The sequence below is a fragment of the Nocardia sp. FBN12 genome, assembly GCF_050320175.1.
Lineage (GTDB): Bacteria > Actinomycetota > Actinomycetes > Mycobacteriales > Mycobacteriaceae > Nocardia.
Map to the genome: position 1 here is coordinate 3,742,421 of NZ_CP190048.1, position 24,576 is coordinate 3,766,996.

Sequence of the window (24,576 nt, forward strand, 5' to 3'; positions counted from 1 at the left end):
TTACCGCCTGCGAGTCACCACCGGTTCCGGGCTTCCTCTGCCCATCCCACGACACCGTCCAGGTCGAGCCAGCGACCGTCCTCGCCGCGCACACGGCCGGCGAAGTCCCCGAAACACTGATGCGTTTCACCGGCGACGATCAGCAGGTTCGACACCGCGACGCGCTCATGGAACGGCCGGAACTCGACCTCGACCCGATCGCCGGTGATCGACCACGGCCGCAGCCAATCGGCGGTGTCGTAGTCCCAGCGCAGCTCATCGCTGATCTTCTGGAGGCGACCGTCGACAATGAGGGCGTTCTCGGTGCTACCGGTCCCGGCGGTCCACTTGCCACCGAACTGGATTCCCAATCCGGGCCGCGCACCGGCCGCCCAATTCCAGGTCATCGAGTACGGCCATTTTCCCCGGCTGTGGTCGAGTACCGCGAAACCCTCCTCGATCCGATGTACCTGCGAGCCCACGGTCAGCGTCCCGGACACCGGACGCCCCACATCCTTGACCGTGTATTGGAAGCGCCGCGTACTCCACGGCACCACCACGCCGAGCGACTCATGACCGGGAGGCAACGGCAACTGCGCCGAGAGCCGTACGCCCGAGGCACTGGCCTCGATCGCGCTACCGCCCTCGTCCTCGGAAATGTCGATCTCGACACCACCACCGCGCGCGGACGTGATACCCACACCGCTGCGCGCGGCCATCACCGTGCCGCGCGCCAGCGGCACCACCGCATCGCGCGCGATTTCCTCGCCGCTCTCCCGGTCGAGCACGTAAATCCCGTGCACCCCAGCGTAATCCAGCGACGATACGACAACGCCGACAATATGACGGGGAGTGACAATGCCCCAGTACTCCCAGCGCTTACACCGCCCCCAGCCACGCAGATCGGTCCGATGCAACGGCTGCCGCGTCCACCCGACGGCAGCCGGGTCGAGCCGACCGCCGGGTCGGCACAGATCGACCGGCGTGGTGATCTCGCGTTCCATGCTCGTCCTCCGACTTCTCACACCGCTTTACTACACGCGATGCGAACGGCAGGGGTGCGGATGGACTGACTACGGTCGGCGGCCGAGCTGGACAGTGTGCGGAATCGCCCTTCCCGGGCGTTACGGCAGTGCGGTGACCAGTTGTTCGACCTCGACCCGCGGTCCGGTGAAGAACGGCACCTCTTCGCGCACATGCAGGCGAGCCTCGGTCGCCCGCAGGTCACGCATCAGATCGACGATCCGGTGCAGTTCGGGCGCCTCGAACGCGAGGATCCACTCGTAATCGCCCAGTGCCATCGAAGTCACGGTGTTCGCGCGAACGTCCGGATATCCGCGAGCTTCCTTGCCGTGGTCGGCGAGCATCTTGCGACGCTCCTCGTCGGGGAGTAGGTACCACTCGTAGGACCGCACGAACGGGTAGACGCAGATGTAATTCCCCGCGTCCTCGCCCGCCAGGAACGCCGGAATGTGGCTCTTGTTGAACTCCGCGGGCCGGTGCACCGCGACATTGCTCCAGACCGGCGCGCTCGCCCGTCCCAGCTCGGTGGTCCGCCGGAAATCGGCGTACGCGGCCTGCAGATCCTCGACCCGTTCGGCATGGGTCCACAGCATGAAATCGGCGTCGGCCCGCAGCCCCGCCACGTCGTAGATCCCCCGCAACACCACGCCCTTGTCAGCGAGCCCGTCGAAGAACGCCCGCGCTTGCTTGATCGCCTCCGCCCGATCCTCACCGAGCACGCCCGGCTGAACCTGGAACACCGAGAACATCAGGTAACGGATGGTGGAGTTGAGAGCCTGGTAGTCGAGTCGCGCCATGGCATCCATGGTGCCACTGCGGCGTTTTCGCGTACCGCTCGGGCTCAGTCCAGGTTCGGCCTGCTCGCCCGCCACGGCGACGATTCGTCACTCCCGAACACCGAGGTAACCGTCGTCACCGCACCGTCGTGAAGTTCGACGGGCCCGAGATCGGGATCGAGAATCAGGATCCGTCCGCTGTTCTGCTCGCCGTTGATGGCCACAGCGAGCGATCATGCAATATCGCTATCGCCGACGCTCCACGACACGCCGCTGGTCAGTGCGCGCTACCCCGATCGGTGCTTTCGAGATCGCCCATCCAGCATCCGGATCAGCGCTGTGTGCTCTGGATACAAGCGTCAGCCACACGTTCCGCGGCGGCGGTGCCCGAGGCGACGCAGGCGGGGACGCCGACGCCGTGGAGGTAGGCGCCCGCTACAGCGAGGCCGTCGAGGGGGGCGAGAGCGGATTCGAGGGTGGCGATGCGGTCGGTGTGGCCGGGGGCGTACTGCGGGAGGCCGCCGGGCCAGCGTTGGACGACGGCTTCGAGTGGGGTGATCGGGATGCCGGTGACGGTGGACAGGTCCGCGACGGCGGCCGCGATCAGGTCGTCGTCGGTCCAGGACAGCGGTTGGTCGTCGCCGAGGCGGCCGAACGAGGCTCGGACGAGGGCGACGTCGCGTTCGGCCAGATGCGGCCATTTACGGCTGGACAGGGTGAAGGCCTTGGCGCGCAAGGGTTCTCCGGTGGCGACGAGGATGCCGGAGTTGTCCGGAAGTGGGGTGTCGCGCGGGATCGCCATGGCGACGAGCGCCGAGGAGGACAGCTCGATACCGGCGGCAGCCTGCGCGGCTACGGGTGCCACGTGGTGCAGCAGGCGGGCGGTGATCGGCGCGGGCGTCGCGATGACCACGGCGTCGACGGCGCCGAGCGGGTCGACCACCCAGCCACGGGGTGCGCGGGCCACCCGCGTCGCGGCCATCGTGGTGACGAAACGTGCTCCCGACGCTTCGGTCAGTGCGGCGAGCAGGGCTCCGTAGCCATCGCGCAGTCCACCGAATACCGGGGCCGAACTGGGGGCCGGCATCGCTGCGCAGACAGCCTCGGTGAGGCTCGAAGCGCCGTTGTCGAGTGCTTCGGCGAGGGTGGGCAGCGCGGCGCGGACGCCGATGGAAGCGCTGATCCCGGCATACACCCCGCCGAGCAACGGATCGACGCTCCGCTCGACCACCTGCCTGCCGAAACGGTCGCCCACCAGGGTTTGCACGTCGACGTCGGAGCCCGGCTCCCAATGCAGCGGCCGCTGCGGCTCGGTCGCGACCCGGTCGAGCGTCGCATCGTCGATCAGCCCGCGCAGCGACTCCGCATCAGACGGAATCCCCATCAGAGTGCGCCCCGGCAGCGGATGCGCCGCCCCCTGCGACCAGATCAGCGGCCGCTTCCCCGCAGGCCGCACCAACTGGTCGTCCAGGCCGAGTTCACTCATCAACTCGATCACCTCGGGTCTGCGCCCGACGAATGCCTCGGCCCCGAGATCGACTGGGTCCCCGGCCAATTCACGGGTGTGCAGCACCCCGCCGACCCGACCGCCCTGCTCGAGCACGACAATGTCGGCGTCCTCCCCCAGCCGCTGTCGCAACCGGTACGCCGCGACTAGCCCGCTGATTCCGCCACCGACGATCGCGATCCTCATGCCTCGACCGTAGCCGCGCGCGCACCGGCTGCCGACGCGCGCCCTGACCGATGTCGGCCGAGTCACTGTCCGTGGACTCCCCTCGCCGCCGGCGGCATCGAGGGGATCGAGCTCTACAGCGAATGCACCAACTCGACCAGCGCGGTCAATACGCCGGGATCGGTGTCGGGCAGCACGCCGTGGCCCAGATTGAAGATGTGCCCGGTCGCGCCGAGGGTGATCGCCTCGTCCGCTTCCCGGGCGATCCGGCGCGTCTCGGCCTCGACCGCGTCGAATCCGGCGAACAGGATCGCGGGATCCAGGTTGCCCTGCAAGCCTTTTCCGGCGCCGACCCGTCGCACGGCATCGGTAAGCGGCACTCGCCAGTCCACCCCGACCACATCCGCACCGGCCTCACCCATGGCACCGAGCAGTTCGCCCGTGCCGACACCGAAGTGAATGCGCGGCACCCCCGCCGAGGCGACTTCGGCGAACACCCGCTCCGAATGCGGCAGCACATACTCGCGGTAATCGGCCAGCGAGAGCGCGCCCGCCCAGGAATCGAACAGCTGCACCGCGTCGACCCCGGCCGCCAGCTGGGCCTGCAGGAAGGCGATGGTGATGTCGGTGAGGGCACCGAGCAGGGCGTGCCAGGTCTTCGGGTCGGCGTGCATCATCGCCTTGGTGCGCTCGTGCTGCTTGCTCGGCCCACCTTCCACCAGGTAGGAGGCGAGGGTGAACGGTGCGCCTGCGAAGCCGATCAGCGGAGTGTCGCCGAGCGCGGCGGTGAGCAGTCGCACGCCTTCGGCGACCGCGCCGACCTCTTCGGGGCGCAGCCGCGGCAGCGCGCGCACGTCGGCCTCGGTGCGGATCGGCGAGGCGATGACCGGGCCGACGCCGGGCACGATGTCGAGGTCGATGCCTGCCGCTTTGAGCGGAACAACGATGTCGGAGAACAGGATTGCCGCGTCGACGCCGTGGCGGCGGATCGGCTGCATGGTGATCTCACACACCAGCTCCGGGTCGAAGCACGACTCGAGCATCCCGATGCCCTTGCGCAGTTCGCGGTACTCCGGCAGCGACCGGCCGGCCTGACGCATGAACCACACCGGGCGCCTGCTGGGCGTCGCGCCGGTGGCGGCGGCCAGGAAAGGGGCATCGGTCAACCGGCGGCGGGTGTAAGTGCTCATCGCCGTTCATCCTAAGCGTCGAGCCCGGACAAACCTCACCCCCTGGCGGGTGTGGGACCGACAACACGTTTCAGCGGGTAGTGACCCGGAAGCCGTGTCTTCCCGACACAGTGCTGTGGACGCGCTCCTGAGCGCACCGGGCACCGCTGCGCGGTCTCCTCGCCGATGCATCGTGGACGAGGCGGCCACACAGGACTCCCGTGGCACTTCTGTCGCACATCGTGCATCGCACCGACCTCGAGAATGCGCCCTACGCAACGTGACCCGCACGCAACGCGCACGGCGGCGCGCCTCCGACGGCGCCGGGCACCCACCGTCTACCGTTCCTCCTCGTGACACCGCTCGACATCCGCGACGGCGCCGCACCGACCGGGGGAACGCCCCGCGAGCCTGCTCCTTTTCGGGCGGCGGTCGATGCGATGGGCACCGCAACAGTGCACCCTCGAATCGAGCTGGCGCCTATCCGTCCTCCGCAACGGTTGGCGCCGTTCTCCTATGCGCTCGGAGCGGAGGTCAGCCACCCCGACAGCCCGGTGGTGCCCATCGACTCCGAGGGCGACGCGTTCGGCAGGCTGATCCTGCTACACGACCCCGACGGCGACGAGGCCTGGAACGGTGTTTTCCGGCTCGTCGCCTACATCCAGGCCGATATCGACGCCGCGCTGGCAGCCGACCCGCTGTTACCCGAGGTGGCATGGAGCTGGCTGGTCGACTCCCTGGAATCGCGCGGCGAACCGTTCACCGCCCTCGGCGGCACGGTCACCGCGACCAGCTCGGTCCGCTACGGCGATATCGCGGGCCCGCCTCGCGCGCACCAGCTCGAACTGCGCGCCTCGTGGACACCGACGACCACCGAGATGCGACGACACGTCGAAGCGTTCTGCGAAGTGCTGGCCTTTGCCGCCGGGTTGCCGCCCGCCGGGGTCACCCATTTACGACCGGACTCCTATACCCGCACCGAACACCCTTGATCGCCACGTAGAGTTCACGTTTATGTCGGTCGCCGAGGAACCCACCGCAGCAGAGCCACTGCTCGTCCCTGCCGAGGGGGTTCCACCTGTGCTGGCGACCGCCGAAGAGGTCGCCGCGGCCGCCAAAACTCTCGCCGCGGGCACCGGTCCCCTCGCTGTCGACGCCGAACGCGCGTCCGGTTTCCGCTATTCGGCACGGGCGTACCTGATCCAGCTCCGCCGCGAGGGCGCGGGCTCGTTCCTCATCGACCCGATACCCATCACCGATGCGCTCACCCCGCTGGCCGAGGCGATCAACGACCTCGAATGGGTCCTGCACTCCGCCGATCAAGACCTCCCCGGCCTCGCCGAACTCGGCCTTCGCCCCGCGCGCCTGTTCGACACCGAACTCGGCGGCCGCATCGCAGGCTACGAACGCGTCGGCCTGGCCGCGATGGTCGAAAACCTGCTCGGCCGCACCCTGCGCAAGGGCCACGGCGCCGCCGACTGGTCGAGCCGCCCGCTGCCCGACGAATGGCTCAACTACGCCGCCCTCGACGTCGAACTGCTGCTCGAACTGCGCGACACTGTCGCCGCCGACCTCACCGCCCAGGGCAAACTCGACTGGGCCGCAGAGGAATTCGAGCACGTCCGCACGATGGACCCGCCCGCCCCCAAGGCCGACCGCTGGCGCCGCACCTCCGGCATCCACACCCTGCGCCGCACCCGCCAGCTGGCGATCGTCCGCGAACTGTGGACCACCCGCGACGAACTCGCCCGCGCCCGCGACGTCGCCCCTGCCCGCATCCTCCCCGACTCGGCGATCGTCACCGCCGCCACCAGCGAACCCCGCTCGATCGCCCAACTGCGCACCCTCCCCGTCTTCGGCGGTCCCCGCCAGCGCCGCTACTCCCGAGACTGGCTCGCCGCCGTCGAACGAGGCCGCTCCCTCCCCGACAAACAACTGCCCCCACTGACCCTCCCCTTCGACGGCCCACCCCCGGTCAACCGCTGGGAACGCCGCGACCCCATCGCCGCCGCCCGCCTCACCACCGCCCGCGGTGCCATGGGCGAACTCTCCACCACACACGCCATCCCGGTCGAGAACCTGCTGTCTCCCGAGCTGGTTCGCCGACTGTGCTGGGACGGACTCCCCGACTACAAGAACGTCGGTACTCCCGAAGAGTTGTCCGCGAGGATCGAAGCCTTCCTCCGCGCCGGCGGCGCCCGTCCATGGCAGCGCGCCCTCGCGGTCCCCGCTCTGACAAGCGCACTGACTCCCGCGTCCGACTAGTCCTGCCTGGCCCGGTTGTCTCGGCGACGTGTCGCCGGGTCACGTTGCGGGCGCGGCACGAAAACCAGTCGACCCGGCGGGGTGCCCATCGGTAGCGTCGATCCTCGCCATCACACTGCCGTCGAAGGGTCACGCCGTGCTCGAAGCCGAAGCGATCGCCGCCAACCGCGCGAATTGGGACGACCGGGCCGACGTGCACGCGCGGTCGCAGATGTACGACGTCGATGCCTTCCTGGCCGATCCGGGCGATATCTCCTCGGTGGTGCGCAACGATCTCGCGGTACTCGCGCCGCACCTGCCGAGATCCGGGATCACGGGGCGGTCCCTGCTGCACCTGCAGTGCCACATCGGCACGGACACCGTGTCCTGGGCGCGGCTGGGTGCAGTCGACGTGCACGGACTGGATCTGTCGCCGAACTCGCTGCGCCACGCCGCGCGGATCGCCGAGGCCGACGGTCGGCACATCACCTGGATCGAAGGGGATGCCCGGTTCGCCTCGACTCTGATCGACCGGCGTTTCGACACCATCGTGACGAGCGCGGGAACCATCGTCTGGTTGCCGGAGCTCACCGCGTGGGCGCGGTCGATCCATGACCTGCTCGAGCCCGGCGGGGTGTTCGTGATCCGCGACGACCATCCGATTCTGGGCGCGATGCAGTTCGAACCGTGGGAAATCGACGACGACTACCTCGGCGGTGGCGGTGCTCGTATCTACTCGGATTCGGGTACCTATACCGAGGATTCGGCGGGGCAGGTCGCGCACACCATCAACCACGAGTGGCGCCACGATCTGGGCGAGATCGTCGGAGCGCTGATCGGGGCCGGGCTCGTCATCGAGTCGATGGCGGAACTGCCCTATATGGACTGGCCCGCGTTTCCCGATCTGGTGCCCTGCGAGCAGGGATGGAAGCTGGCGGAAGGCAAACCACGCATCCCGCTCAACTTCGCTGTCGTCGCCCGGCGGCCGGGCGACGACAGCGACGATGCCTAGCGCGACTGCAGCCAGCCGCCGATCCGCTGGGCGATGGAGTCGGGGGTGAGGCCGAGCTCTTCGAGGATCTCGTTGCGGGAGGCGTGGTCGAGGAACTGCTGGGGCACACCGAGATCGCGGGTGGGGACGTCGAGGCCCGCGTCGCGCAGGCGGGCGGAGACGGTGGAGCCGATGCCGCCGTGCAGGCCGCCGTCTTCGACGGTGACGACGAGACGGTAGTTCTCGGCGAGCTTGACCAGGGTGTCGGAGACCGGGATGACCCAGCGCGGGTCGACGACGGTGACCGAAATACCTTGGGGCTCCAGGAGTTCGGCGACCCGCATGGCGGTTTCGGCGAAGGGGCCGATGGCGACGATCAGGACGTCGCCGTGCTGGGACTGCGCGGACCCCGCACTGGGCACCGCCAGTCGAAGCACATCAAGGCCGTCGAGCCGTTCCACGGCCGTGATGTCTTCGGCGACACTGCCTTTCGGGAAACGCAGCACGGTCGGACCGTCGGAGACGGCGAGCGCTTCGGCGAATTCCTCCCGGAGGGTGGCGCCGTCGCGGGGGGCGGCGACGCGGATGCCGGGGATGATGCCGAGCAGCGAGAAGTCCCACATGCCGTTGTGGCTGGCGCCGTCGGGACCGGTGACACCCGCGCGGTCGAGCACGACCGTGACGGGCTGCTTCAGCAGCGCCACGTCCATCAAGAGCTGGTCGAACGCCCGGTTGAGGAAGGTGGAGTAGATGGCGATCACCGGGTGCATGCCGCCCAGCGCCAGCCCGGCGGCCGAGGCCATGCCGTGCTGTTCGGCGATGCCGACGTCGAACATGCGCTCCGGGAAGCGTTCACCGAACGCGGCGAGGCCGGTGGGGCCCGGCATGGCGGCGGTGATGGCGACGATGTCCTCGCGACGCGAGCCGTGTTCGATGAGCTCCTCGGAGAACACCGCGGTCCAGCCCTTGGCCTTCTTGCCCGCGAGCGGGCGGCCGGTGAGCGGGTCGATCGGGTCGCAGGCGTGCATCTGGTCGGCGACGTGGTTCTCGGCGTGCTCGTAGCCGTTGCCCTTGCGGGTGACCACGTGCACGACAACGGGACCGCCGAAGTCCTTGGCGCGCCGCATCGCGGCCTCGAGCGCGACGAGATCGTGGCCGTCGACCGGTCCGACGTACTTCATGCCCAGATCGGAGAACAGTTCCTGCGGGCTCACCGCGTCTTTGATCCCGGCCTTGAGCGCGTGGACCATCGAGTACGCCGAATCCCCTACGGCGGGAATGCTTTTCAGAATGCGTTTCCCGGCGTCGAGGGCATGCTCGTAGGCGGGCTGGGTGCGCAGCGCGGTCAACCGGTCGGCAAGTCCACCGATCGTGGGGGCATAGGAGCGGCCGTTGTCGTTGACCACCACCACCACCGGACGATCGGGCGCGCCCGCGATGTTGTTGAGCGCTTCCCAGCACATGCCGCCGGTGAGCGCGCCGTCGCCGACGATCGCGACCGGAGTGCGGTTCTGGTCGGTGAGCGCGAATGCCTTCGCCAGGCCGTCGACATAGGACAGCGCGGCGGAGGCGTGCGAGGACTCGACCCAGTCGTGTTCGCTCTCGGCGCGGCTCGGGTAGCCCGAAAGTCCGTCGCGGCTGCGCAGCGAGTCGAAGCGATCCTTGCGGCCGGTGAGGATCTTGTGCACGTAGGCCTGGTGGCCGGTGTCGAAGATCAACGGGTCGGCCGGCGAATCGAAAATCCGGTGTAAGGCGATGGTCAGCTCGACCACCCCGAGATTGGGGCCGAGATGGCCTCCGGTGGCGGCGACCTTGCGCACCAGGAACTCGCGGATCTCGCCCGCCAGTTCGCGCAGTTGCGGCACGCTCAGCCGGCGCAGATCTTCGGGTGAATCCACCCGCGACAGCACTCCCACCTGAACTCGCTCCCTCCGGACTACATTGTGATCCGCCCAGTGTATTTGCCCGCGTGACGGGCACCGGCTCGCGGGCCCTTCCCAGCGTGGGCCCGGCGAGGTTCACGTTCGCGACGACGATACCGCCGCATGCCCGCTGAACAGGACGCGCGAGCGGAAAACCACTTCGACCAAGGCTTACCTCACTGCGTCGCCTGCTGTGAGGACAATCTCCCGCGCGTCGGCGGACCGGCCCGCCTGCTTACCGACCTACAGTGACGCTGTGACCCGACCGCACGGCGCGACGCGCACGATCGACCCCGGTGTGGTGGCGGGGATGCTCGACGAGGTGTACGCGGTCTGTCGCGACGACACCTCCGGCGCACCCGCCGACTACATTCCCGAACTGGCCGCCGTCGCGCCGGACTCGTTCGGGCTGTGCCTGGCGACCGCCGACGGGCTGGTCTACCAGGTAGGCGACACCGAGATCGGGTTCACCATCCAGTCGATCTCCAAGCCGTTCACCTACGCGCTCGCGCTGGCCGATCGCGGGCTCGACGGGGTGGCCGCGCACATCGATGTGGAGCCCTCGGGCGAGCCGTTCAACGAGATCAGCCTCGAACCCGACACCCAGCGCCCGAGCAATCCGATGATCAACTCCGGGGCGATCACCGCGGCCTCACTGGTGAACGGCCGCGACAGCGCGGACAAGTTCGAGCGGGTGCGTCGCTGCTACTCCCGCTTCGCCGGGCGCGAGTTGACGATGAACCAGGCGGTCTACGAATCCGAGGCGCGCACCGGGTATCGCAATCGCGCCATCGGGTACATGCTGCGCTCGGTCGGCATCCTCGACGTCGAACCCGACGACGTGGTCGATCGGTACTTCCGGCAGTGCTCGCTCGAGGTCACCTGCGCCGACCTGGCCGTGATGGCGGCCACGCTGGCCGACAACGGGGTCAATCCGCGGACGCGGGAACGGGCGCTGTCGACCTCGCTGACCGAGCGGGTGCTCAGCGTGATGACCACCTGCGGCATGTACAACGCGGCGGGCGACTGGGTGACCACGGTCGGGCTGCCCGCCAAGAGCGGGGTCGGCGGCGGGATCATCGCGGTGCTGCCGGGTCAGCTCGGGATCTCGGTGTACTCGCCGCGACTCGACGGTCAGGGCAACAGTGTGCGCGGGGTCGCCGCGTGCCGGGAGCTGTCGAAGCGGCTCGAACTGCACTTCTGTCACGTGACCCGATCGGCGCGCACGGCGATCCGGGCCGACTACACGGTCGCGCAGCTGCCGTCACGATTGCGCCGCACGCCCTCCGACGCCGCGGTGTTGGCCTCACACGGCGATCGCGCGCGGGTCTACGAACTGCACGGCGACCTGTTGTTCGCCGGTGCCGAGCGGGCGGTGCGGGCGATCGAGGGCAAGGCCGACGAACTCGACGCGCTGGTGATCGACCTGCGCCGGGTGGGTGAGGTGAGTCAGGTAGCGCGCGGCATGCTCGACCAGTTGCAGGCCGAGCTGGTGCGCCGGGGCAGCCGGGTGGCGCTGGTCGATCCCGACGCCACGCTCGGGCACGAGGTGTCGAGCCTGGATCCCGACGATCCGCGCGGGCGGGTGTTCATCGACCGGGACACGGCCACCGAATGGTGCGAGGACATCGTGCTCGACCGGCACCGGCCGCCGGGAACGTCCGCGCGCACGTCCATTGCGCTCGACGACCATCCGCTGCTGGTCGGGCTGGAGGAGGCCGACCGGAACCGGCTGTGCGCGGATTTCGTCGCCAGGACCTTCGCCAGGGGCGAGGTGATCGCCGAGCGCGGTGAGCCACGATCCGGGCTGTACCTGATACTCGACGGACGGGTGCGGATGACGTTCCCCGGGACCGACGGGCGGGTGCATCGGTTGGTGACATTGTCATCGGGGATGTCGTTCGGCGAGATCCCGATGTTGATCGGGGAGAAGTTCGTCAACGATGTCGTCGCCGAGACCGGGGTGCGGGTGGCGGTGATGAGCCCCACCGTGTTCGACGAGCTCGCCGAGCAGCACCCGCGATTGAAACTCGCGCTGCTGCAACGACTCGCCGCCGGGGCGTACGCGCAAATGGACTCCGCTGTACGAACCATATCCGCGAACTCGGAGAACTACTGACCGCGCGACGGAACTCGGCCAGGATGCGAGACGTTGAGCAGCACAGCAGCCTTCGACCGACAGGAGTACCGCGGTGAGCAAGAAGTCCTGGCAGGCGAGCACCACCACCTTCGGGCGCGGAGTGGTACGCGCGGTCCCCGATCTGATCCGGTTGACCTTGTCGGTGGAATCGCGGGCCGACACCGTCGTGGCCGCCTACGGACGTGCGGGCGGCCGGGTGAGCGCGGTCGTCGCGGCGCTGCGGGCGGCCGGGGTCAGTGACGCGGACATGGCGACCAGCGGGTTGAGCGTGCGCACCGAGACCGTGTACACCGACAACGGCCGCAACGAGATCGCCGGATACCTGGCGTCCACCGGGCTCAGCGTGTCGCTGCGCGAGGGTACCGGCACCGACCCCGCCGAAACCGTCGCGGCCGCGGTGAACGCGGGCGGCGACGATGTACGCCTCGGTGGCCTGACCCGAGGCATCGCCGACCCGGCCCCGCTCCTCGAACAGGCCCGCGACGCGGCCTTCGACGACGCGAAAGCGAAAGCCGAGCAGTACGCGGCCCGCGCCGGTGTCACCCTGGGCGCTGTCCTCCAGATCACCGAGGACACCTCTCCCCCGACCTCGCGCGCCTACGACATCAGCGCCGAGATGGACTCGTCCCCGATGCTGATGGCCCGCGCCAGCTCCCCTGTGCCCATGGTCCCCGGCGAAACCGAGGTCGGCGCGAGCGTCCGCGTGACCTGGGCCCTCGACTGACGCCGCCGGCCGGGGCTATCCGGGCTGCGCGAGAAGCGCTTCGACGGCACGCTCGGCGCTCTGGACGGCGCTTTCCATCGTCGCGCACCAGTCGGTGCGGGTCCAGTCGCCTGCCAGCATCAGGTTCGGGACCGAGGTGCGCTGGCCGGGGCGCAGGTTGTCGGTGCCGAGAACCTGGGAGAAGGTCGCCTTCGGCATCTTCACCACATGGCCGGTCACGACCTGAGCATCGGCGGCTTCCGGGTAGTAGCGGCGGATGAGATCCATCTGCTCGGCGACGATCTCGCTGTTGCTCTTGTGGATCTGCTCGTACGCGCCACTGGTGGTCAGGCAGTACAGCCAGGTACCGTCGGGCGTGCGCTGGTGCATGCGCTGCCGGTCGAAGACCTGATCGATCACACCGCCGCCGCCGATCAGCGCCTCCATGGCCGACTTGGTCTTCAGCGGCCGGTCGAGATACAGGTTCGTGCTCACGATCGGAGTGAAGCCGAGTTTGTCCGCGGCAGCGTAGATTTCGGCGTGTTCGGGCAGGTCGTCGAGGAGCCCGCCGACAGCGGAGTTCGGCACGGCGCAGATCACCGCGTCGGCCTCGACCACCGAGCCGTCCGCCAGCTGCACCCCGGTCGCCTTACCGTCGACGATCACGATCTTGCGGGCCACCGCCCGATAGCGCACGTCGACCCCGTGGCGCTCGAAGACCCGCTCCGCGCCGGTGATGTAGAGCGTGTCCAGGTCCACGGTGGGATAACCGATGGTCACGCCCGTCCGGTCCCGCAGCCCGATCCGGACCCCGGTGGCCAGCACGTCGGCGAACACCTTCGCCGACTCCTTGTCCACCGGCTCGGCGGCGATGCCGAGTGCGAGCCAATCCCACAGGGCCTCCCGAGCTTTCGCCGGCATCGCCAGGCGCCGGAACCACTCGTCGGTGGTGATGTCGGCGAGGTAGTCCGGCTGCCACAGTGCCTGCCGGACCAGCATCAGCGAGGAACGCAGCGCGCGTAGCCGCTCCAGTGGTCCCGCGTCGGGATGGGCACCCATCAGTGTGCGCAGGGCGCCGAAACCCTTGGTGTGCAACATGACCGCGCGACCACCCGGCCAGCGCAGACTCCCGGCGCCCGGAAACTCCACGTGCTGCCGGGTACCCACGCTATCCAGATACCGCCACAGACTGCGGTACCCGCTGGCCACCACGTGCTGGCCGTTGTCGGGCAGGTCGTCCACCTCGGCAACCCGCATCGCCTGGGTGCGACCGCCGAGCCGACCGCGCCGCTCCAGCAGAGTCACCTGTTTACCGGCCTCCGCCAGCCACACGGCGGCAGCCAGCCCGGCCAGCCCACCCCCGATGACAACGAAACGGCGCGAGTCGTTCACATCCACCATTGAGGCAATGTAGCGCGAATTCTCTCTTTCTATCGCCGAAATCGTCCGGGACTACCGAACACTCAGCGGTCGAGCAGCGCCACGCACTCGACATGATGCGTGCCCGGGAACGCGTCGAACGCCCGCAACTCCGCCAGGTGATATCCCGCGTCCAGATACAACCCCAGGTCACGGCCGAAAGCCGCTGGATCGCAACCGATGTGAACGATCCGGCGAGGATCCGCGTCGGTCACCGCGGCGACGACGTCCTTGCCCGCTCCCGCACGCGGCGGGTCGAGGACAACGACATCCGGTGTGCCGGAAGCACTGCGAGCCCAGCGCTCGACGCGGTCGGCCCGCAGATCCAACCAGGGCAGGTCGCCCAGGACCGCCACGCCGTCGGCAACCGCCGAGCGAGCGGATTCGACACCGGTCACCGCCCCGGTCTGACCCGTCTGCTCAGCCATCCGCGCCGCGAACACGCCGACACCGGCGTAGAGATCCCAGCCGGAACCACCGGGAGCCAGGCCCGACCACTCCGCGATCAGATCCGAATAGCATTGCGCCGCACCATGATGCGCCTGCCAGAACCCCGTCGCCGACAGTTCCCACCGACGCCCCGCCACATACTCGACGACCCGTCCGGAGCCCTCGACCACGCACTCCTCCCGAGGCGCGTTCATCGCCGACTTCCGCGAAGCCGCCCGGTCCCGAATCGCCCCACGCTCATCCCCCACGGGCGGCGCCGACTCACGACGACGACCCGGGCGCTGCCCACGACCGCGACTGGCCCCACGCGGCGTCTCGGGGCGTCCGGACGGTCCGGCGGCAGGCGTCTCGGCCAATTCGACGATATGGCGCACGCCGTCGCCGTCCACCGCGACAACGAGATCCGCGCCCGGCGTCCACAACCGATCCGCGACACCGTCGAGAGCCCCGGCGACAGGCTGCGGACACCGCAGATCCGTGATCACCTCGGTACTGCGGTGACGGTGCACCCCCGCCCGTCCCGCCGCGTCGACGACCAACCGCACCCGCGTGCGCCACCCGCCGGTGACCTCGCCGGAATCCCCGGCGATCGGTTCGACCGTCACCTCCGGCTCGATCTTGGCCAATCGCCGCAACTGCTCCGACACCACCGTGGCCTTGAGCGCGCGCTGCGCCTCGGGTGCGGCGAAGGAGAAATCACAGCAGCCCGCCCCACCCGGCCCCGACACCGGACACGTCGCGGGCACCCGATCCGGTGACGCCTCGATGATCTCGACGGCATCTGCCCGGCAGAACGACCCACCACGGTCCTCGGTCACCCGCGCCCGCACCAGCTCACCGGGCAGCCCGTGCCGCACGAACACGACCCGGCCCTCGTGGCGCCCGACGATGAAACCACCGTGCCCCGGCGCCCCGAGCCGCACCTCGAATTCCTGTCCGCTCCAATCACTCACGGTCACACCCACTCTCACCCTCGACCGGCGCCCCGCTCATTCGCGAGTGCCTGGTCGTTCGAAACCTCGGCGCACCGAACCCGGCGCGTTCCCTTCGACCGCCTGCTTGGCCCTGGTGGAGGAGCTGAGCTGCCACGGCACGCTCGTCACCATCACACCCGGCTCGAACAACAGCCTGCCCTTCAACCGCAGCGCGGACTGGTTGTGCAGCACCTGCTCCCACCAGTGTCCGACCACGTATTCGGGGATGAACACGGTGACCACGTCGCGCGGTGCGTTCTTGCGCACCCGCTTGACGTATTCGAGCACGGGCTTGGTGATCTCGCGGTAGGGCGATTCGATCACCTTCAGCGGGACGTTGATCTCGCTGTTCTCCCACTCGCGCACCAGCTTGCGGGTGTCGGCGTCGTCGACGTTGACCGTCACCGCTTCGAGGGTGTCCGGGCGGGTCGCGCGGGCGTAGGCCAGCGCGCGACGGGTCGGCAGGTGCAGTTTGGAGACCAGCACCAGGGAGTGGGTGCGACTGGGCAGCACCCCGTCCCAGTCGGATTCGTCGAGTTCGCGCGAGACCGAGTCGTAGTGCCGGTGGATCATCTTCATCACGACGAAGATCGCCACCATCACCATGATCGCGATCCAGGCACCGGCGAAGAACTTGGTGACCAGCACGATCACGAGCACGGTGCCGGTCGCGGCGAGACCGACCGCGTTGATCGCCCGCGACCGTTTCATCTGCCTGCGCTGTGCCGGGTCGGTCTCGGTGCGCAACAGGCGCGTCCAGTGCCGCAGCATGCCGGTCTGGCTCAGCACGAACGACACGAACACACCGACGATGTAGAGCTGGATGAGCTTGGACACCTCGGCGTCGAAGATCACCACGAACGCGATCGCCGCGCCCGACAGGAACAGGATGCCGTTGGAGAAGGCCAACCGGTCGCCGCGGGTGTGCAGCTGGCGGGGCAGGTAGCGGTCCTGCGCCAGGATCGAACCGAGTACGGGGAAACCGTTGAACGCGGTATTGGCGGCCAGCACGAGGATCAGCGCGGTGACGATGGTGACGAAGAAGAAGCCGATCGGGAAGCCATGGAACACCGCTTCGGCGATCTGCGCGATCAGCGTCTTCTGGTGGTAGTCGGCGGGCGCGCCGACCAGGTTCGCGGGGTCGTGGGCGTACACGACACGGATCTTCTGGGCCAGGATGATGATGCCCATCAGCAGCACGATCGCGATCGAACCCAGCAGCAGCAGGGTGGTCGCGGCATTGCGCGACTTGGGTTTACGGAACGCGGGCACACCGTTGCTGATGGCCTCGACACCGGTGAGCGCCGCACAGCCGGAGGAGAAGGCGCGCGCGATCAGGAAGGCGAAGGCCAGGCCGTAGAGGTGCTCGTCCTCGGCATTGAGCCCGAAACCGGCGGACTCGGCCTGGATGTCGTCACCGAGCACATAGGTGCGGAACAGCCCCCAGACCAGCATCGCGCCCATTCCGACGATGAACGCGTAGGTCGGAATCGCGAAGGCGGTACCGGATTCACGCACGCCGCGCAGGTTGATCGCGGTCAGGATCACGATCGCGACCACCGCGAACAACACCTTGTGCGTAGCGACGAACGGTATGGCCGAACCGATGTTCGACGCCGCCGAGGAGATCGAGACCGCCACGGTGAGCACATAGTCGACCAGCAGCGCGCTGCCGACCGTCAATCCCGCGTTGGGGCCGAGGTTCTTCGTCGCTACCTCGTAATCACCGCCACCGGACGGGTACGCGTGCACGTTCTGCCGGTAGCTGGCGACGACCACCGCCATCACGAACGCGACAGCCAAGCCGACCCAAGGCGCGTATACATAGGCGGAGATGCCCGCGGCCGACAGCACCAGGAAGATTTCCTCCGGCGCGTAGGCGACCGATGACATCGCATCGGAGGCGAACACGGGTAGAGCGATACGCTTGGGCAGCAGCGTGTGGCCGAGCGTATCGCTACGGAACGGCCTGCCCAGCAGCAGACGTTTGGCTGCTGTCGTCAACTTGGACACCGGGCTGAGCATAGAGGAGTTCACCAGTACCTTCGCACGCACGCTCACGGGCGTCACGGCGATGTCGCAGATTGTTTGTCCCGCGTCGGCGCGGGGAAAATGGGCGATGGGAGCATCCGGCGGGTACGGTCCTTGCCGGACGCCACGGGTAGGCCAGGAACGAGGGTGCACGGTGTACGTAGTGATCATGGGGTGCGGGCGAGTCGGCTCGTCGCTGGCGCGTGCGCTGACCCGGGTGGGTCACGAGGTCACGGTCATCGACCGCGATCCCAGCGCGTTCCGCCGCCTCGGCGAGGGGTTCACCGGGCAGGAGGTGATCGGCGTCGGGTTCGACCGTGATGTGCTGACCCGCGCCGGGATCGAACGCGCCGACGCGTTCGCCGCGGTGAGTTCCGGTGACAACTCCAACATCATCTCGGCCCGGGTGGCCAGGGAGATGTTCGGCGTCGAACGTGTCGTCGCTCGCATCTACGACGCCAAGCGCGCCGAGGTGTACGAACGGCTCGGCATCCCGACTATCGCGACCGTCCCGTGGACCACCGACCGGTTCCTGCGCACCCTGATCGGCGACAACTCGACCACCACCTGGCGCGACCCCACCGGCGCGGTCGCGGTGACCCAGCTGACCCTGCACGAGGACTGGTCCGGCCGTACGGTGCGCGACCTGGAACGCGATCTGCAGGTGCGCGTCGCGTTCATCCTGCGCTTCGGCCAGGGCCTGCTCCCCGATTCCAAGACGATCGTCCAGGCCGACGACGTCGTCTACGTCGCGGCCACGTCCGGCACGGTCGGCGAGGCGATCGCCTTGGCCGCCAAGGCCCCACTGAGCGAGGACTGAACACATGAAGGTCGCCATCGCCGGCGCGGGTGCGGTCGGGCGCTCGATCGCCAGGGAACTACTGCGCGGCGGACACCGGGTGATGCTGCTCGAACGCCAGCTCGATCACATCGACCCGGCCGCCATCCCCGACGCCGTCTGGGTGCACGCCGACGCCTGCGAGCTGTCGCTGCTGGAGAACGCCGATCTCGAGACCTACGAGGTGGTGATCGCCGCCACCGGCGACGACAAGGCGAATCTGGTGCACGCGCTGCTCGCCAAGACCGAGTTCGGCGTACGCCGGGTGGTGGCGCGGGTGAATGATCCGCGCAACGAATGGCTGTTCAACGAGGCGTGGGGCGTCGATGTCGCCGTGTCGACGCCGCGCCTGCTCGCCTCGCTCGTCGAGGAGGCCGTGTCGGTCGGCGATCTGGTGCGGCTGATGACGCTGCGGCAGGGGCAGGCCAACCTGGTCGAGATCACCCTGCCCGCCGACACCCAGCTGGCGGGCAAACCGGTGCGAACGTTGAAGATGCCGCGCGATACCGCGCTGGTGACGATCCTGCGCGGCGGCCGGGTGATCGTGCCGCAGCCCGACGATCCGTTCGAGGGTGAGGACGAACTGCTGTTCGTCACCTCGGTGGAGGCCGAAGAGGACCTGCGGCTCACCCTGGCCACCCACGGCGTGAAGCCCTGAGTCCTTACGCCACTTTCAGTTCCGCGCGCAGCTTGTTGAGCGCGCGGTGCTGCATCACCCGGACCACTCCGGGGCTGGTGCCGATGGCCTCGGCGGTCTGCGCCGCGCTCCAGCCGAGCACGATCCGCATCATCAGCACCTCACGGTGATTCGGGGCGAGGACCTTCATCAATTCGAGGGTGGCGGCGCGGCGTTCGAAGGCCAGCGCCCATTCCTCCGGGCCCGCCGACGTGCTCGCGGTGTCGGGCACCTCGGCCGTCGGGTACGCGGTGTGCTTGCCGCGGCGGAACGCGTCGGAGACCTTGTTGGCGGCGATGCCGTAGACGAACGCCAGGAACGACTTGCCCTGATCGCGGTAGCGCGGGATCGCGTTCACGATGGCGATCAGCACTTCCTGGGTGACGTCGTCGGCGGTGACGGTGAGGTGGCCGGTGGCGCCCATGCGGGCCGCGCAGTACCGGCGGACCAGCGGGTGCACCAGGCGCAGGATCTCGGCGACGGCGTCGCGATCACCGCGGGCGGCCGGGCCGACCAGCGCGTCGAGTTCGGCGCCGATGCGCTTGCTCTCCGACAGCACGGGCGCCGGGGTCTTGGCGGTGTCGCGTCGGGGTGCGGCGGCCGGTCGCTCGTCTCGGTGCTCGGTTGCCATCATGGTCGCCGTCCCTTTCACGATCTTCGCGTATTTCCTACGCATTGATCGTGCGACGAACGAGCGGCCGCGACCAGACACCCCAGGGTGGGTACTTCCCCACCTCCGGCGGCGCGCTACCCACCCTTACGCGGGCACGGATTCCGTTCCGGCACCGGACTTGTCGGTCTTTTCGGCGGGCAGGTGCCCGGCCTTGCGGACCGCCCACACGGTGACCACAAGGGCGACCGCGGTGAGCGGCCAGCCCATGCCGATGCGGGCCACGGCCAGCCAGGTGGTGTGGTCGGTGTCGTAGAGCTGCGACTGCACCAGGTAGCGGGCGCCGAAGACGACCACCCACACCACGGTGGCCAGGTCGTAGAGCTTGCGGATGCGCTTGTCGGTACGCCAGCGGTGACCGTGGCCGTTGAGCGCGCCCCAGATCACCCCGACGAGTGGGCGGCGCAACAGGATCGACAGCGCGAACACGCCCGCGTACACCAGGCTGGTGTAGATGCCGAACAGGAAGAAGCCTTTGGCCTCCCCCACCCGCTGGGCGATGAGCGCGCACAGGCCGACGCCGAGGAAGCCGGAGATCGCGGGCTGAATCGGGCTGCGCTGCACGAGTCGCCAGATCAGGATGGCGGCGGCGACACCGAGGGCGGCCCAGATGGCTACGGTGAGATTGGTGAAGGAGTTCACCGGAACGAACACCAACACGGGCAGGGTGGAGTAGATCAGGCCGCTGAAGCCGCCGAGCTGCTCGAGCAAGGTCTGTTCGGCCTTGCCGACCTCGGCGTCGACTTCCGGGTCCACCGTCTCATCGGTGACCACGGGCAACGCCACGGTGGCTTCGGGGTCCGCGGCAGTGCGGTACTCGTCGCTGGAGGGCATACGTCAGCTGTTCCCGCGCAATTCGTAGTAGGGGTTGAAGATCACCTTGCGGCCGTCGCGGTCACCCACGCGGCCACGGACCAGGATGCGCCTGCCCGGTTCGATACCGGGAATGCGCCTGCGCCCGATCCACACCAGGGTGATGGCGTCGGTGCCGTCGAAGAACTCGGCCTGCACGCTGGCACCGGCCGCCTTCGGACACGCCTCGACACTGCGGAGCCTGCCCAGAATGGTCGCCTCCTCACCGCGACAGCAATCCTTGGCCCGCCGGGCACCGGAGGCATCGGCCGTCTCCGCCAATTCCTCGGCGTCGAGCTGGTCGATATCGGCGGTGAGGCGGCGGCCGAGTCGTCGAAAATATCCTGAATCCGGGCCCGATCCCGACTTGTGTCCGCCCGTGGATGACGACATGGCACGCTTCTCCCGCTAGTTGGCCGTACACCGCCACTGTAGATGGGCAAACGCCCGGCCGCTACGCTCGGTCGGTGTTGCGCACCCCACCCCAGGTCACCGTGGTCGCCCTGCCGGGAACCGGCTCCGACGCCGATTTCGCGGCCCGCGCGTTCGGGCCTGCCGCCCACGCGCGCGGACTCACGTTCCACGCTGTCGAACCGGACCCGCAGGCCGTGATCGGGAGCTGTATCGCGGCTTTGGACGCTGCCGCGGCACGCGGTCCGGTCCTGGCCGCGGGCATCTCCCTCGGCGCCGCGATCGCACTCGACTGGGCAGCCGAGCACCGCACCGCGGTTGTCGGTGTCGTTACAGCATTACCCGCCTGGACGGGCGCCGAAACCGCCACCTGCCCAGCGGCATTGAGCGCCTCGGTTACCGCCGGGCAACTGCGTGCCGACGGGCTGGACGCGGTGATCGAGCGGATGCGGGCATCGAGTCCGCGGTGGCTCGCCGACGCGCTCACCCAGTCGTGGCGCGGCCAGTGGCCACACCTGCCCGCGGCGCTGGACGAGGCCGCCGCCTACGCGTGGCCGTCGCCGGAGGAATTGGCCGGCAACGAAGTGCCGGTCGCGGTGGTCGGCGCGAGTGACGACCCGGTGCACCCGATCGCTGTCGCGGAGGAATGGGCGGCAACATTGCCGTCGGCCCGACTACACCGGGTAACGCTCGCCGAGCTGGGCGCCGACCCGGCGATACTCGGACACGCCGGTTTCACAGAGTTGAGCGCGTTGCTAGCGACGACCGCACCGGCAACGGAAAACCCTGCAGGACAACTGATCTCGCGAGTACACGGGTAACTCGCCGGGCAACCGACACCAGAACCACCCCGACCGCAGGCCCGGTCACCAACTGAACCCGCCTCCCCACGACCGGCAAAGTCGCGGAGAGGCGGGACCGTTCAGTTCAGGCCTAGTTTCAGTTGAGGCCCAGTTGCTGCATTGCCGAACCGTCGGCGCCGCGGCGTGGCTCGTCCGGCAGTTTCGGTGGGAGGGCCGACGGAGGCGGGGCGGCGGCCGCGGCCGCTTGGGCCTCAAGCGCGTCCTGATGGGCCTGGACCTGCTGCTGGTGGGCGGCGGCCAGCTGTTCGGCCAGCTCTTGGGGCAGGACCACCGGGAGCGGGTCACGCACCGGGAGCGGGTCGGTGCCGCGGCGAACCACGGCGTCGGCCAGCACCGCGCGGGCCGCGGTGATCAGCGGGCTGCGCTCGTCCACCGCCCCCGACGGGCCTGCGGCGACCAGCCGGATCATCCAGCGCGGACCGTCGACACCGATGAAACGCAGATCGGCGCCGTCGGTGAGCGCCTTGACCTCGCGACCCCAGGGACCCTTCTCCACGGCGACCCGCGCACCGTCGCCGCGCAGCGATTCGGCCAGATCGGCGGCGACCGTGCGCCACTGCCCGGCCGACTTCGGTGCCGCGTACGCGGCCACGGTGAGCCTGCCCTGCACGGGCGCGACGCCCGGCGACGCGGCGAACTGGATGGCCAGGTGCACCGCCTGCGGCGTGCCGTCCGGGCTCATTTCCACCTGCAACTGCCCACCCTCCGGCACCGGGATCACCACCGATCCCAGATCGAGGCGCCGCGCGATCATCTCGTCGGACACCTCGCTGATGTCGTACGGACCGGCGAGGGCATCCGGTGCGTGGTCGAAGTTCCCGTAGATGCGCTCGTCGGTCGGGGCGTCGTCGAAATCGAGGCGGGCGAAGTCGGGGCGCACGAACTCGTCGGTGTCGTACTCGTCGGAGTCGGCGTCCAGGTCGTAGTCCGCCTCGTCGTAGGCCACCTCGTCGTATTCGACGTAGTCGGCGTCGTCGTCACGCGCGCGCTTCTTCTTACCGAACAGACCCATCACGCCTCCTTGCCGGCCAGGCTGGCATGCCCGCCGCTCGACCCGTACCCGCCGGTGCCGCGGGCGGTGTCGTCGAGATCGTCGACCTCGGCGAAATCGACCAACTCGACCCGCTGCACCAGCAACTGCGCGATGCGGTCACCGCGACGCAACTCGATGGCGGTGCGCGGGTCGTGGTTGATCAGGCACACCTTGATCTCACCGCGGTAGCCCGCGTCGACCGTGCCCGGCGTGTTGACCACCGACAGGCCGGCCTTCGCGGCCAAGCCGGACCGGGGGTGGATCAAGCCGACCGTGCCCATCGGCAGCGCGATCGCGATCCCGGTGCCGACCAGCACCCGCTCGCCCGGTTCGATGATCACATCCTCGGTGGTACAGAGGTCGACGCCCGCGTCACCCGGATGGGCACGCGTCGGCACAGGGAGGCCGGGATCGAGCCGCCGCAGCGGAATCGGTGCAAGTGCGTTCACATCGGTCGAGACTACGCGCTCGACCCCGGACCTTCTCGTCGCGACCCTGGCGCGGTGACCTAGTGTTGAGGGGTGCCCGACCAGCCCCATTCCTCGACGACCGATACCGCAGACACCGACCATCGCGCGCCGAGCGCGCAGGGTCCGTCGCCCTACTCCGAACGGCTCTGGGTGCCGCTGTGGTGGTGGCCGGTCGGCTTCGCGATCGCGGGACTACTGGCGGCCGAGATCCACATGGGCGCGCCGGGGTTGCGGGCCTGGCTGCCGTATGTGTTGCTGGCGCCGGTCCCGGTCTGGATTCTGTTGTGGATGAGCAGGCATCGCCTGGATGTCACGGTGGCCGACGACGGTACGGCGGAACTGCGCGTCGACCGCGCCCACCTGCCGGTGAGCTTCGTCGCGCGCGCCGCGGCCGTCGCGCCGACGGCCAAGAGTGCGGCGCTGGGCCGACAACTCGACCCCGCCGCCTATGTGCAGCACCGGGCCTGGATCCGCCCGATGGCATTGCTGGTTCTGGACGACCCGGACGACCCGACGCCGTACTGGTTGGTCAGTACGCGTAGGCCGGACCGGGTCTTGGCCGCGCTCGGACTCCCGAGCGCGGGCTGACCCTTCCTCGCTGATCCCTTCCCGGATCAGTTCGCGCAGTCCCCGCTGCTACAGGGCGCTGCGCACTGCCCTGCTTCTAGAGCGCGCAGTCCATGCAGATGAGCTGTCCACCCTTTTCGGTGGCCAGTCGGCTGCGATGATGCACGAGGAAACAGCTCGAGCAGGTGAACTCGTCCGCCTGCTTCGGGACCACCCGAACGCTGAGTACCTCGTCGGACAGGTCCGCGCCGGGAAGCTCGAACGATTCCGCTGTATCGGATTCGTCGATGTCCACGACGGCGGACTGCGCCTCGTTGCGGCGGGCCTTCAGCTCCTCGAGCGAATCCTCCGACACCTCGTCGGATTCGGTGCGCCGCGGTGCGTCATAGTCGGTTGCCATGTCGTCTTCCCCTCAGTCCTTACTCCGTATATCCCGGATCAGTCGATTGCCGTAACCCCGCAGGGGTCCGGCGTTCGTACCGCCCCGCCGGTGGTGCACCTCACACGTGCACCGGTCGTCTATCAGGTTCGATCGTCTGGCGATCAACTCCGACAGCGTTCGGTAAACGCAGGACATGCCCTTGTTGTTCCCGCGACCGACCACCGTTTCACCGGTAAATATTCGATCTGGGCGGCCAGACAATAGCGGACGAACGGGAGAAAGTCGCAATCAAACCCGCGCCGTGCCGAAACCGACGGCGAA

Annotated in this window: 24 protein-coding genes; 9 read left to right on the forward strand and 15 right to left on the reverse strand. The window is 68.8% G+C overall.

Features of this window, described 5'->3' with window-relative positions; all coding sequences use genetic code 11:
* Positions 1-14: 14 nt before the first annotated feature.
* From ACQHI0_RS17995 to hemE, 5 genes are all read right to left on the reverse strand, one after another.
* A complete protein-coding gene (locus ACQHI0_RS17995; RefSeq protein WP_427903041.1) occupies positions 15-983 on the reverse strand; it encodes a DUF2804 domain-containing protein in 969 nt (322 codons plus the stop codon).
* A gap of 120 nt (positions 984-1,103) precedes the next feature.
* Positions 1,104-1,799 (reverse strand): hydrogen peroxide-dependent heme synthase, encoded by a 696-nt coding sequence (gene hemQ / locus ACQHI0_RS18000; RefSeq protein ID WP_427903042.1) that lies wholly within the window; start codon positions 1,797-1,799, stop codon positions 1,104-1,106.
* 44 nt (positions 1,800-1,843) lie between these two features.
* Positions 1,844-2,002, reverse strand: coding sequence for a hypothetical protein (locus ACQHI0_RS18005; protein WP_427903043.1), 159 nt, complete (start codon positions 2,000-2,002; stop codon positions 1,844-1,846).
* Between the two features lie 107 nt (positions 2,003-2,109).
* Entirely contained in the window at positions 2,110-3,471 is a 1,362-nt protein-coding gene (locus ACQHI0_RS18010) for a protoporphyrinogen oxidase (protein WP_427903044.1), read from the reverse strand.
* A 113-nt stretch (positions 3,472-3,584) separates the two neighbouring features.
* A complete protein-coding gene (gene hemE / locus ACQHI0_RS18015) occupies positions 3,585-4,640 on the reverse strand; it encodes a uroporphyrinogen decarboxylase (RefSeq protein ID WP_427903045.1) in 1,056 nt (351 codons plus the stop codon).
* Positions 4,641-5,059: 419 nt separating this feature from the next.
* Between hemE and ACQHI0_RS18020 the strand changes: the two genes are divergently transcribed.
* The 3 genes from ACQHI0_RS18020 to ACQHI0_RS18030 all read left to right on the forward strand — a co-directional run bounded on the left by ACQHI0_RS18020 (position 5,060) and on the right by ACQHI0_RS18030 (position 7,875).
* Positions 5,060-5,611 (forward strand): DUF3000 domain-containing protein, encoded by a 552-nt coding sequence (locus tag ACQHI0_RS18020; protein ID WP_427909198.1) that lies wholly within the window; start codon positions 5,060-5,062, stop codon positions 5,609-5,611.
* Positions 5,612-5,633: 22 nt separating this feature from the next.
* Positions 5,634-6,884, forward strand: a complete 1,251-nt coding sequence (locus ACQHI0_RS18025) for an HRDC domain-containing protein (protein WP_427903046.1) — start codon at positions 5,634-5,636, stop codon at positions 6,882-6,884.
* Positions 6,885-7,020: 136 nt separating this feature from the next.
* Complete coding sequence (locus ACQHI0_RS18030) at positions 7,021-7,875, forward strand: class I SAM-dependent methyltransferase (protein ID WP_427903047.1); 855 nt, start codon at positions 7,021-7,023, stop codon at positions 7,873-7,875.
* Here the strand turns inward: ACQHI0_RS18030 and dxs are convergent.
* Positions 7,872-9,770, reverse strand: coding sequence for a 1-deoxy-D-xylulose-5-phosphate synthase (gene dxs / locus ACQHI0_RS18035; protein ID WP_427903048.1), 1,899 nt, complete (start codon positions 9,768-9,770; stop codon positions 7,872-7,874). The genes ACQHI0_RS18030 and dxs overlap by 4 nt on opposite strands.
* Before the next feature lie 316 nt (positions 9,771-10,086).
* On the opposite strand from dxs, the gene glsA reads away from it, so the two are divergent.
* Positions 10,087-11,895, forward strand: coding sequence for a glutaminase A (glsA, locus tag ACQHI0_RS18040; protein ID WP_427909199.1), 1,809 nt, complete (start codon positions 10,087-10,089; stop codon positions 11,893-11,895).
* Between the two features lie 73 nt (positions 11,896-11,968).
* Positions 11,969-12,640 carry an SIMPL domain-containing protein gene (locus tag ACQHI0_RS18045; protein ID WP_427903049.1) on the forward strand — a complete coding sequence of 224 codons (672 nt, stop codon included), beginning with the start codon at positions 11,969-11,971 and terminating at the stop codon, positions 12,638-12,640.
* Positions 12,641-12,655: 15 nt separating this feature from the next.
* Here the strand turns inward: ACQHI0_RS18045 and hpnE are convergent, their stop codons facing one another.
* The 3 genes from hpnE to ACQHI0_RS18060 all read right to left on the reverse strand — a co-directional run bounded on the left by hpnE (position 12,656) and on the right by ACQHI0_RS18060 (position 17,475).
* On the reverse strand, positions 12,656-14,020 hold the full coding sequence (gene hpnE / locus ACQHI0_RS18050) for a hydroxysqualene dehydroxylase HpnE (protein WP_427903050.1): 1,365 nt from the start codon (positions 14,018-14,020) through the stop codon (positions 12,656-12,658).
* Positions 14,021-14,082: 62 nt separating this feature from the next.
* Positions 14,083-15,441 carry a class I SAM-dependent RNA methyltransferase gene (locus tag ACQHI0_RS18055; protein ID WP_427903051.1) on the reverse strand — a complete coding sequence of 453 codons (1,359 nt, stop codon included), beginning with the start codon at positions 15,439-15,441 and terminating at the stop codon, positions 14,083-14,085.
* Between the two features lie 36 nt (positions 15,442-15,477).
* Entirely contained in the window at positions 15,478-17,475 is a 1,998-nt protein-coding gene (locus tag ACQHI0_RS18060; protein ID WP_427903052.1) for an APC family permease, read from the reverse strand.
* Between the two features lie 172 nt (positions 17,476-17,647).
* On the opposite strand from ACQHI0_RS18060, the gene ACQHI0_RS18065 reads away from it, so the two are divergent.
* Both ACQHI0_RS18065 and ACQHI0_RS18070 read left to right on the forward strand, forming a co-directional pair.
* Complete coding sequence (locus tag ACQHI0_RS18065; protein ID WP_427903053.1) at positions 17,648-18,313, forward strand: potassium channel family protein; 666 nt, start codon at positions 17,648-17,650, stop codon at positions 18,311-18,313.
* 4 nt (positions 18,314-18,317) lie between these two features.
* The gene (locus tag ACQHI0_RS18070) at positions 18,318-18,989 is read left to right on the forward strand and encodes a potassium channel family protein (RefSeq protein WP_427903054.1); all 672 of its coding nucleotides are present in this window, start codon (positions 18,318-18,320) and stop codon (positions 18,987-18,989) included.
* 4 nt (positions 18,990-18,993) lie between these two features.
* On the opposite strand, the gene ACQHI0_RS18075 is transcribed toward ACQHI0_RS18070, so the two are convergent.
* The 3 genes from ACQHI0_RS18075 to ACQHI0_RS18085 form a co-directional block, all read right to left on the reverse strand.
* Positions 18,994-19,638 (reverse strand): sigma-70 family RNA polymerase sigma factor, encoded by a 645-nt coding sequence (locus ACQHI0_RS18075; protein WP_427909200.1) that lies wholly within the window; start codon positions 19,636-19,638, stop codon positions 18,994-18,996.
* A gap of 126 nt (positions 19,639-19,764) precedes the next feature.
* Entirely contained in the window at positions 19,765-20,511 is a 747-nt protein-coding gene (locus tag ACQHI0_RS18080) for a DUF3159 domain-containing protein (protein WP_427903055.1), read from the reverse strand.
* 3 nt (positions 20,512-20,514) lie between these two features.
* Positions 20,515-20,922 carry an OB-fold nucleic acid binding domain-containing protein gene (locus ACQHI0_RS18085; RefSeq protein WP_266290985.1) on the reverse strand — a complete coding sequence of 136 codons (408 nt, stop codon included), beginning with the start codon at positions 20,920-20,922 and terminating at the stop codon, positions 20,515-20,517.
* Between the two features lie 74 nt (positions 20,923-20,996).
* On the opposite strand from ACQHI0_RS18085, the gene ACQHI0_RS18090 reads away from it, so the two are divergent.
* Complete coding sequence (locus ACQHI0_RS18090) at positions 20,997-21,761, forward strand: alpha/beta fold hydrolase (protein ID WP_427903056.1); 765 nt, start codon at positions 20,997-20,999, stop codon at positions 21,759-21,761.
* 118 nt (positions 21,762-21,879) lie between these two features.
* Here ACQHI0_RS18090 and ACQHI0_RS18095 read toward each other — a convergent pair whose 3' ends face one another.
* Together ACQHI0_RS18095 and dut are read right to left on the reverse strand one after the other, a co-directional pair.
* On the reverse strand, positions 21,880-22,809 hold the full coding sequence (locus tag ACQHI0_RS18095; protein WP_427909201.1) for a DUF3710 domain-containing protein: 930 nt from the start codon (positions 22,807-22,809) through the stop codon (positions 21,880-21,882).
* A gap of 5 nt (positions 22,810-22,814) precedes the next feature.
* Positions 22,815-23,285 carry a dUTP diphosphatase gene (gene dut, locus ACQHI0_RS18100; protein ID WP_427903057.1) on the reverse strand — a complete coding sequence of 157 codons (471 nt, stop codon included), beginning with the start codon at positions 23,283-23,285 and terminating at the stop codon, positions 22,815-22,817.
* A 72-nt stretch (positions 23,286-23,357) separates the two neighbouring features.
* Between dut and ACQHI0_RS18105 the strand changes: the two genes are divergently transcribed.
* A complete protein-coding gene (locus tag ACQHI0_RS18105) occupies positions 23,358-23,894 on the forward strand; it encodes a DUF3093 domain-containing protein (protein WP_427903058.1) in 537 nt (178 codons plus the stop codon).
* 76 nt (positions 23,895-23,970) lie between these two features.
* Here ACQHI0_RS18105 and ACQHI0_RS18110 read toward each other — a convergent pair whose 3' ends face one another.
* On the reverse strand, positions 23,971-24,273 hold the full coding sequence (locus ACQHI0_RS18110; protein WP_056811237.1) for a DUF4193 domain-containing protein: 303 nt from the start codon (positions 24,271-24,273) through the stop codon (positions 23,971-23,973).
* Between the last annotated feature and the right edge of the window lie 303 nt (positions 24,274-24,576).

Coding starts and splice junctions, on each gene's coding strand:
- ACQHI0_RS17995 (WP_427903041.1), bottom strand. CDS start 983: ATGGAACGCGAGATCACCACGCCGGTCGATCTGTGCCGACCCGGCGGT.
- hemQ (WP_427903042.1), bottom strand. CDS start 1,799: ATGGCGCGACTCGACTACCAGGCTCTCAACTCCACCATCCGTTACCTG.
- ACQHI0_RS18010 (WP_427903044.1), bottom strand. CDS start 3,471: ATGAGGATCGCGATCGTCGGTGGCGGAATCAGCGGGCTAGTCGCGGCG.
- hemE (WP_427903045.1), bottom strand. CDS start 4,640: ATGAGCACTTACACCCGCCGCCGGTTGACCGATGCCCCTTTCCTGGCC.
- ACQHI0_RS18020 (WP_427909198.1), top strand. CDS start 5,060: ATGGGCACCGCAACAGTGCACCCTCGAATCGAGCTGGCGCCTATCCGT.
- ACQHI0_RS18025 (WP_427903046.1), top strand. CDS start 5,634: ATGTCGGTCGCCGAGGAACCCACCGCAGCAGAGCCACTGCTCGTCCCT.
- glsA (WP_427909199.1), top strand. CDS start 10,087: ATGCTCGACGAGGTGTACGCGGTCTGTCGCGACGACACCTCCGGCGCA.
- hpnE (WP_427903050.1), bottom strand. CDS start 14,020: ATGGTGGATGTGAACGACTCGCGCCGTTTCGTTGTCATCGGGGGTGGG.
- ACQHI0_RS18070 (WP_427903054.1), top strand. CDS start 18,318: ATGAAGGTCGCCATCGCCGGCGCGGGTGCGGTCGGGCGCTCGATCGCC.
- ACQHI0_RS18075 (WP_427909200.1), bottom strand. CDS start 19,638: ATGGCAACCGAGCACCGAGACGAGCGACCGGCCGCCGCACCCCGACGC.
- ACQHI0_RS18080 (WP_427903055.1), bottom strand. CDS start 20,511: ATGCCCTCCAGCGACGAGTACCGCACTGCCGCGGACCCCGAAGCCACC.
- ACQHI0_RS18085 (WP_266290985.1), bottom strand. CDS start 20,922: ATGTCGTCATCCACGGGCGGACACAAGTCGGGATCGGGCCCGGATTCA.
- ACQHI0_RS18110 (WP_056811237.1), bottom strand. CDS start 24,273: ATGGCAACCGACTATGACGCACCGCGGCGCACCGAATCCGACGAGGTG.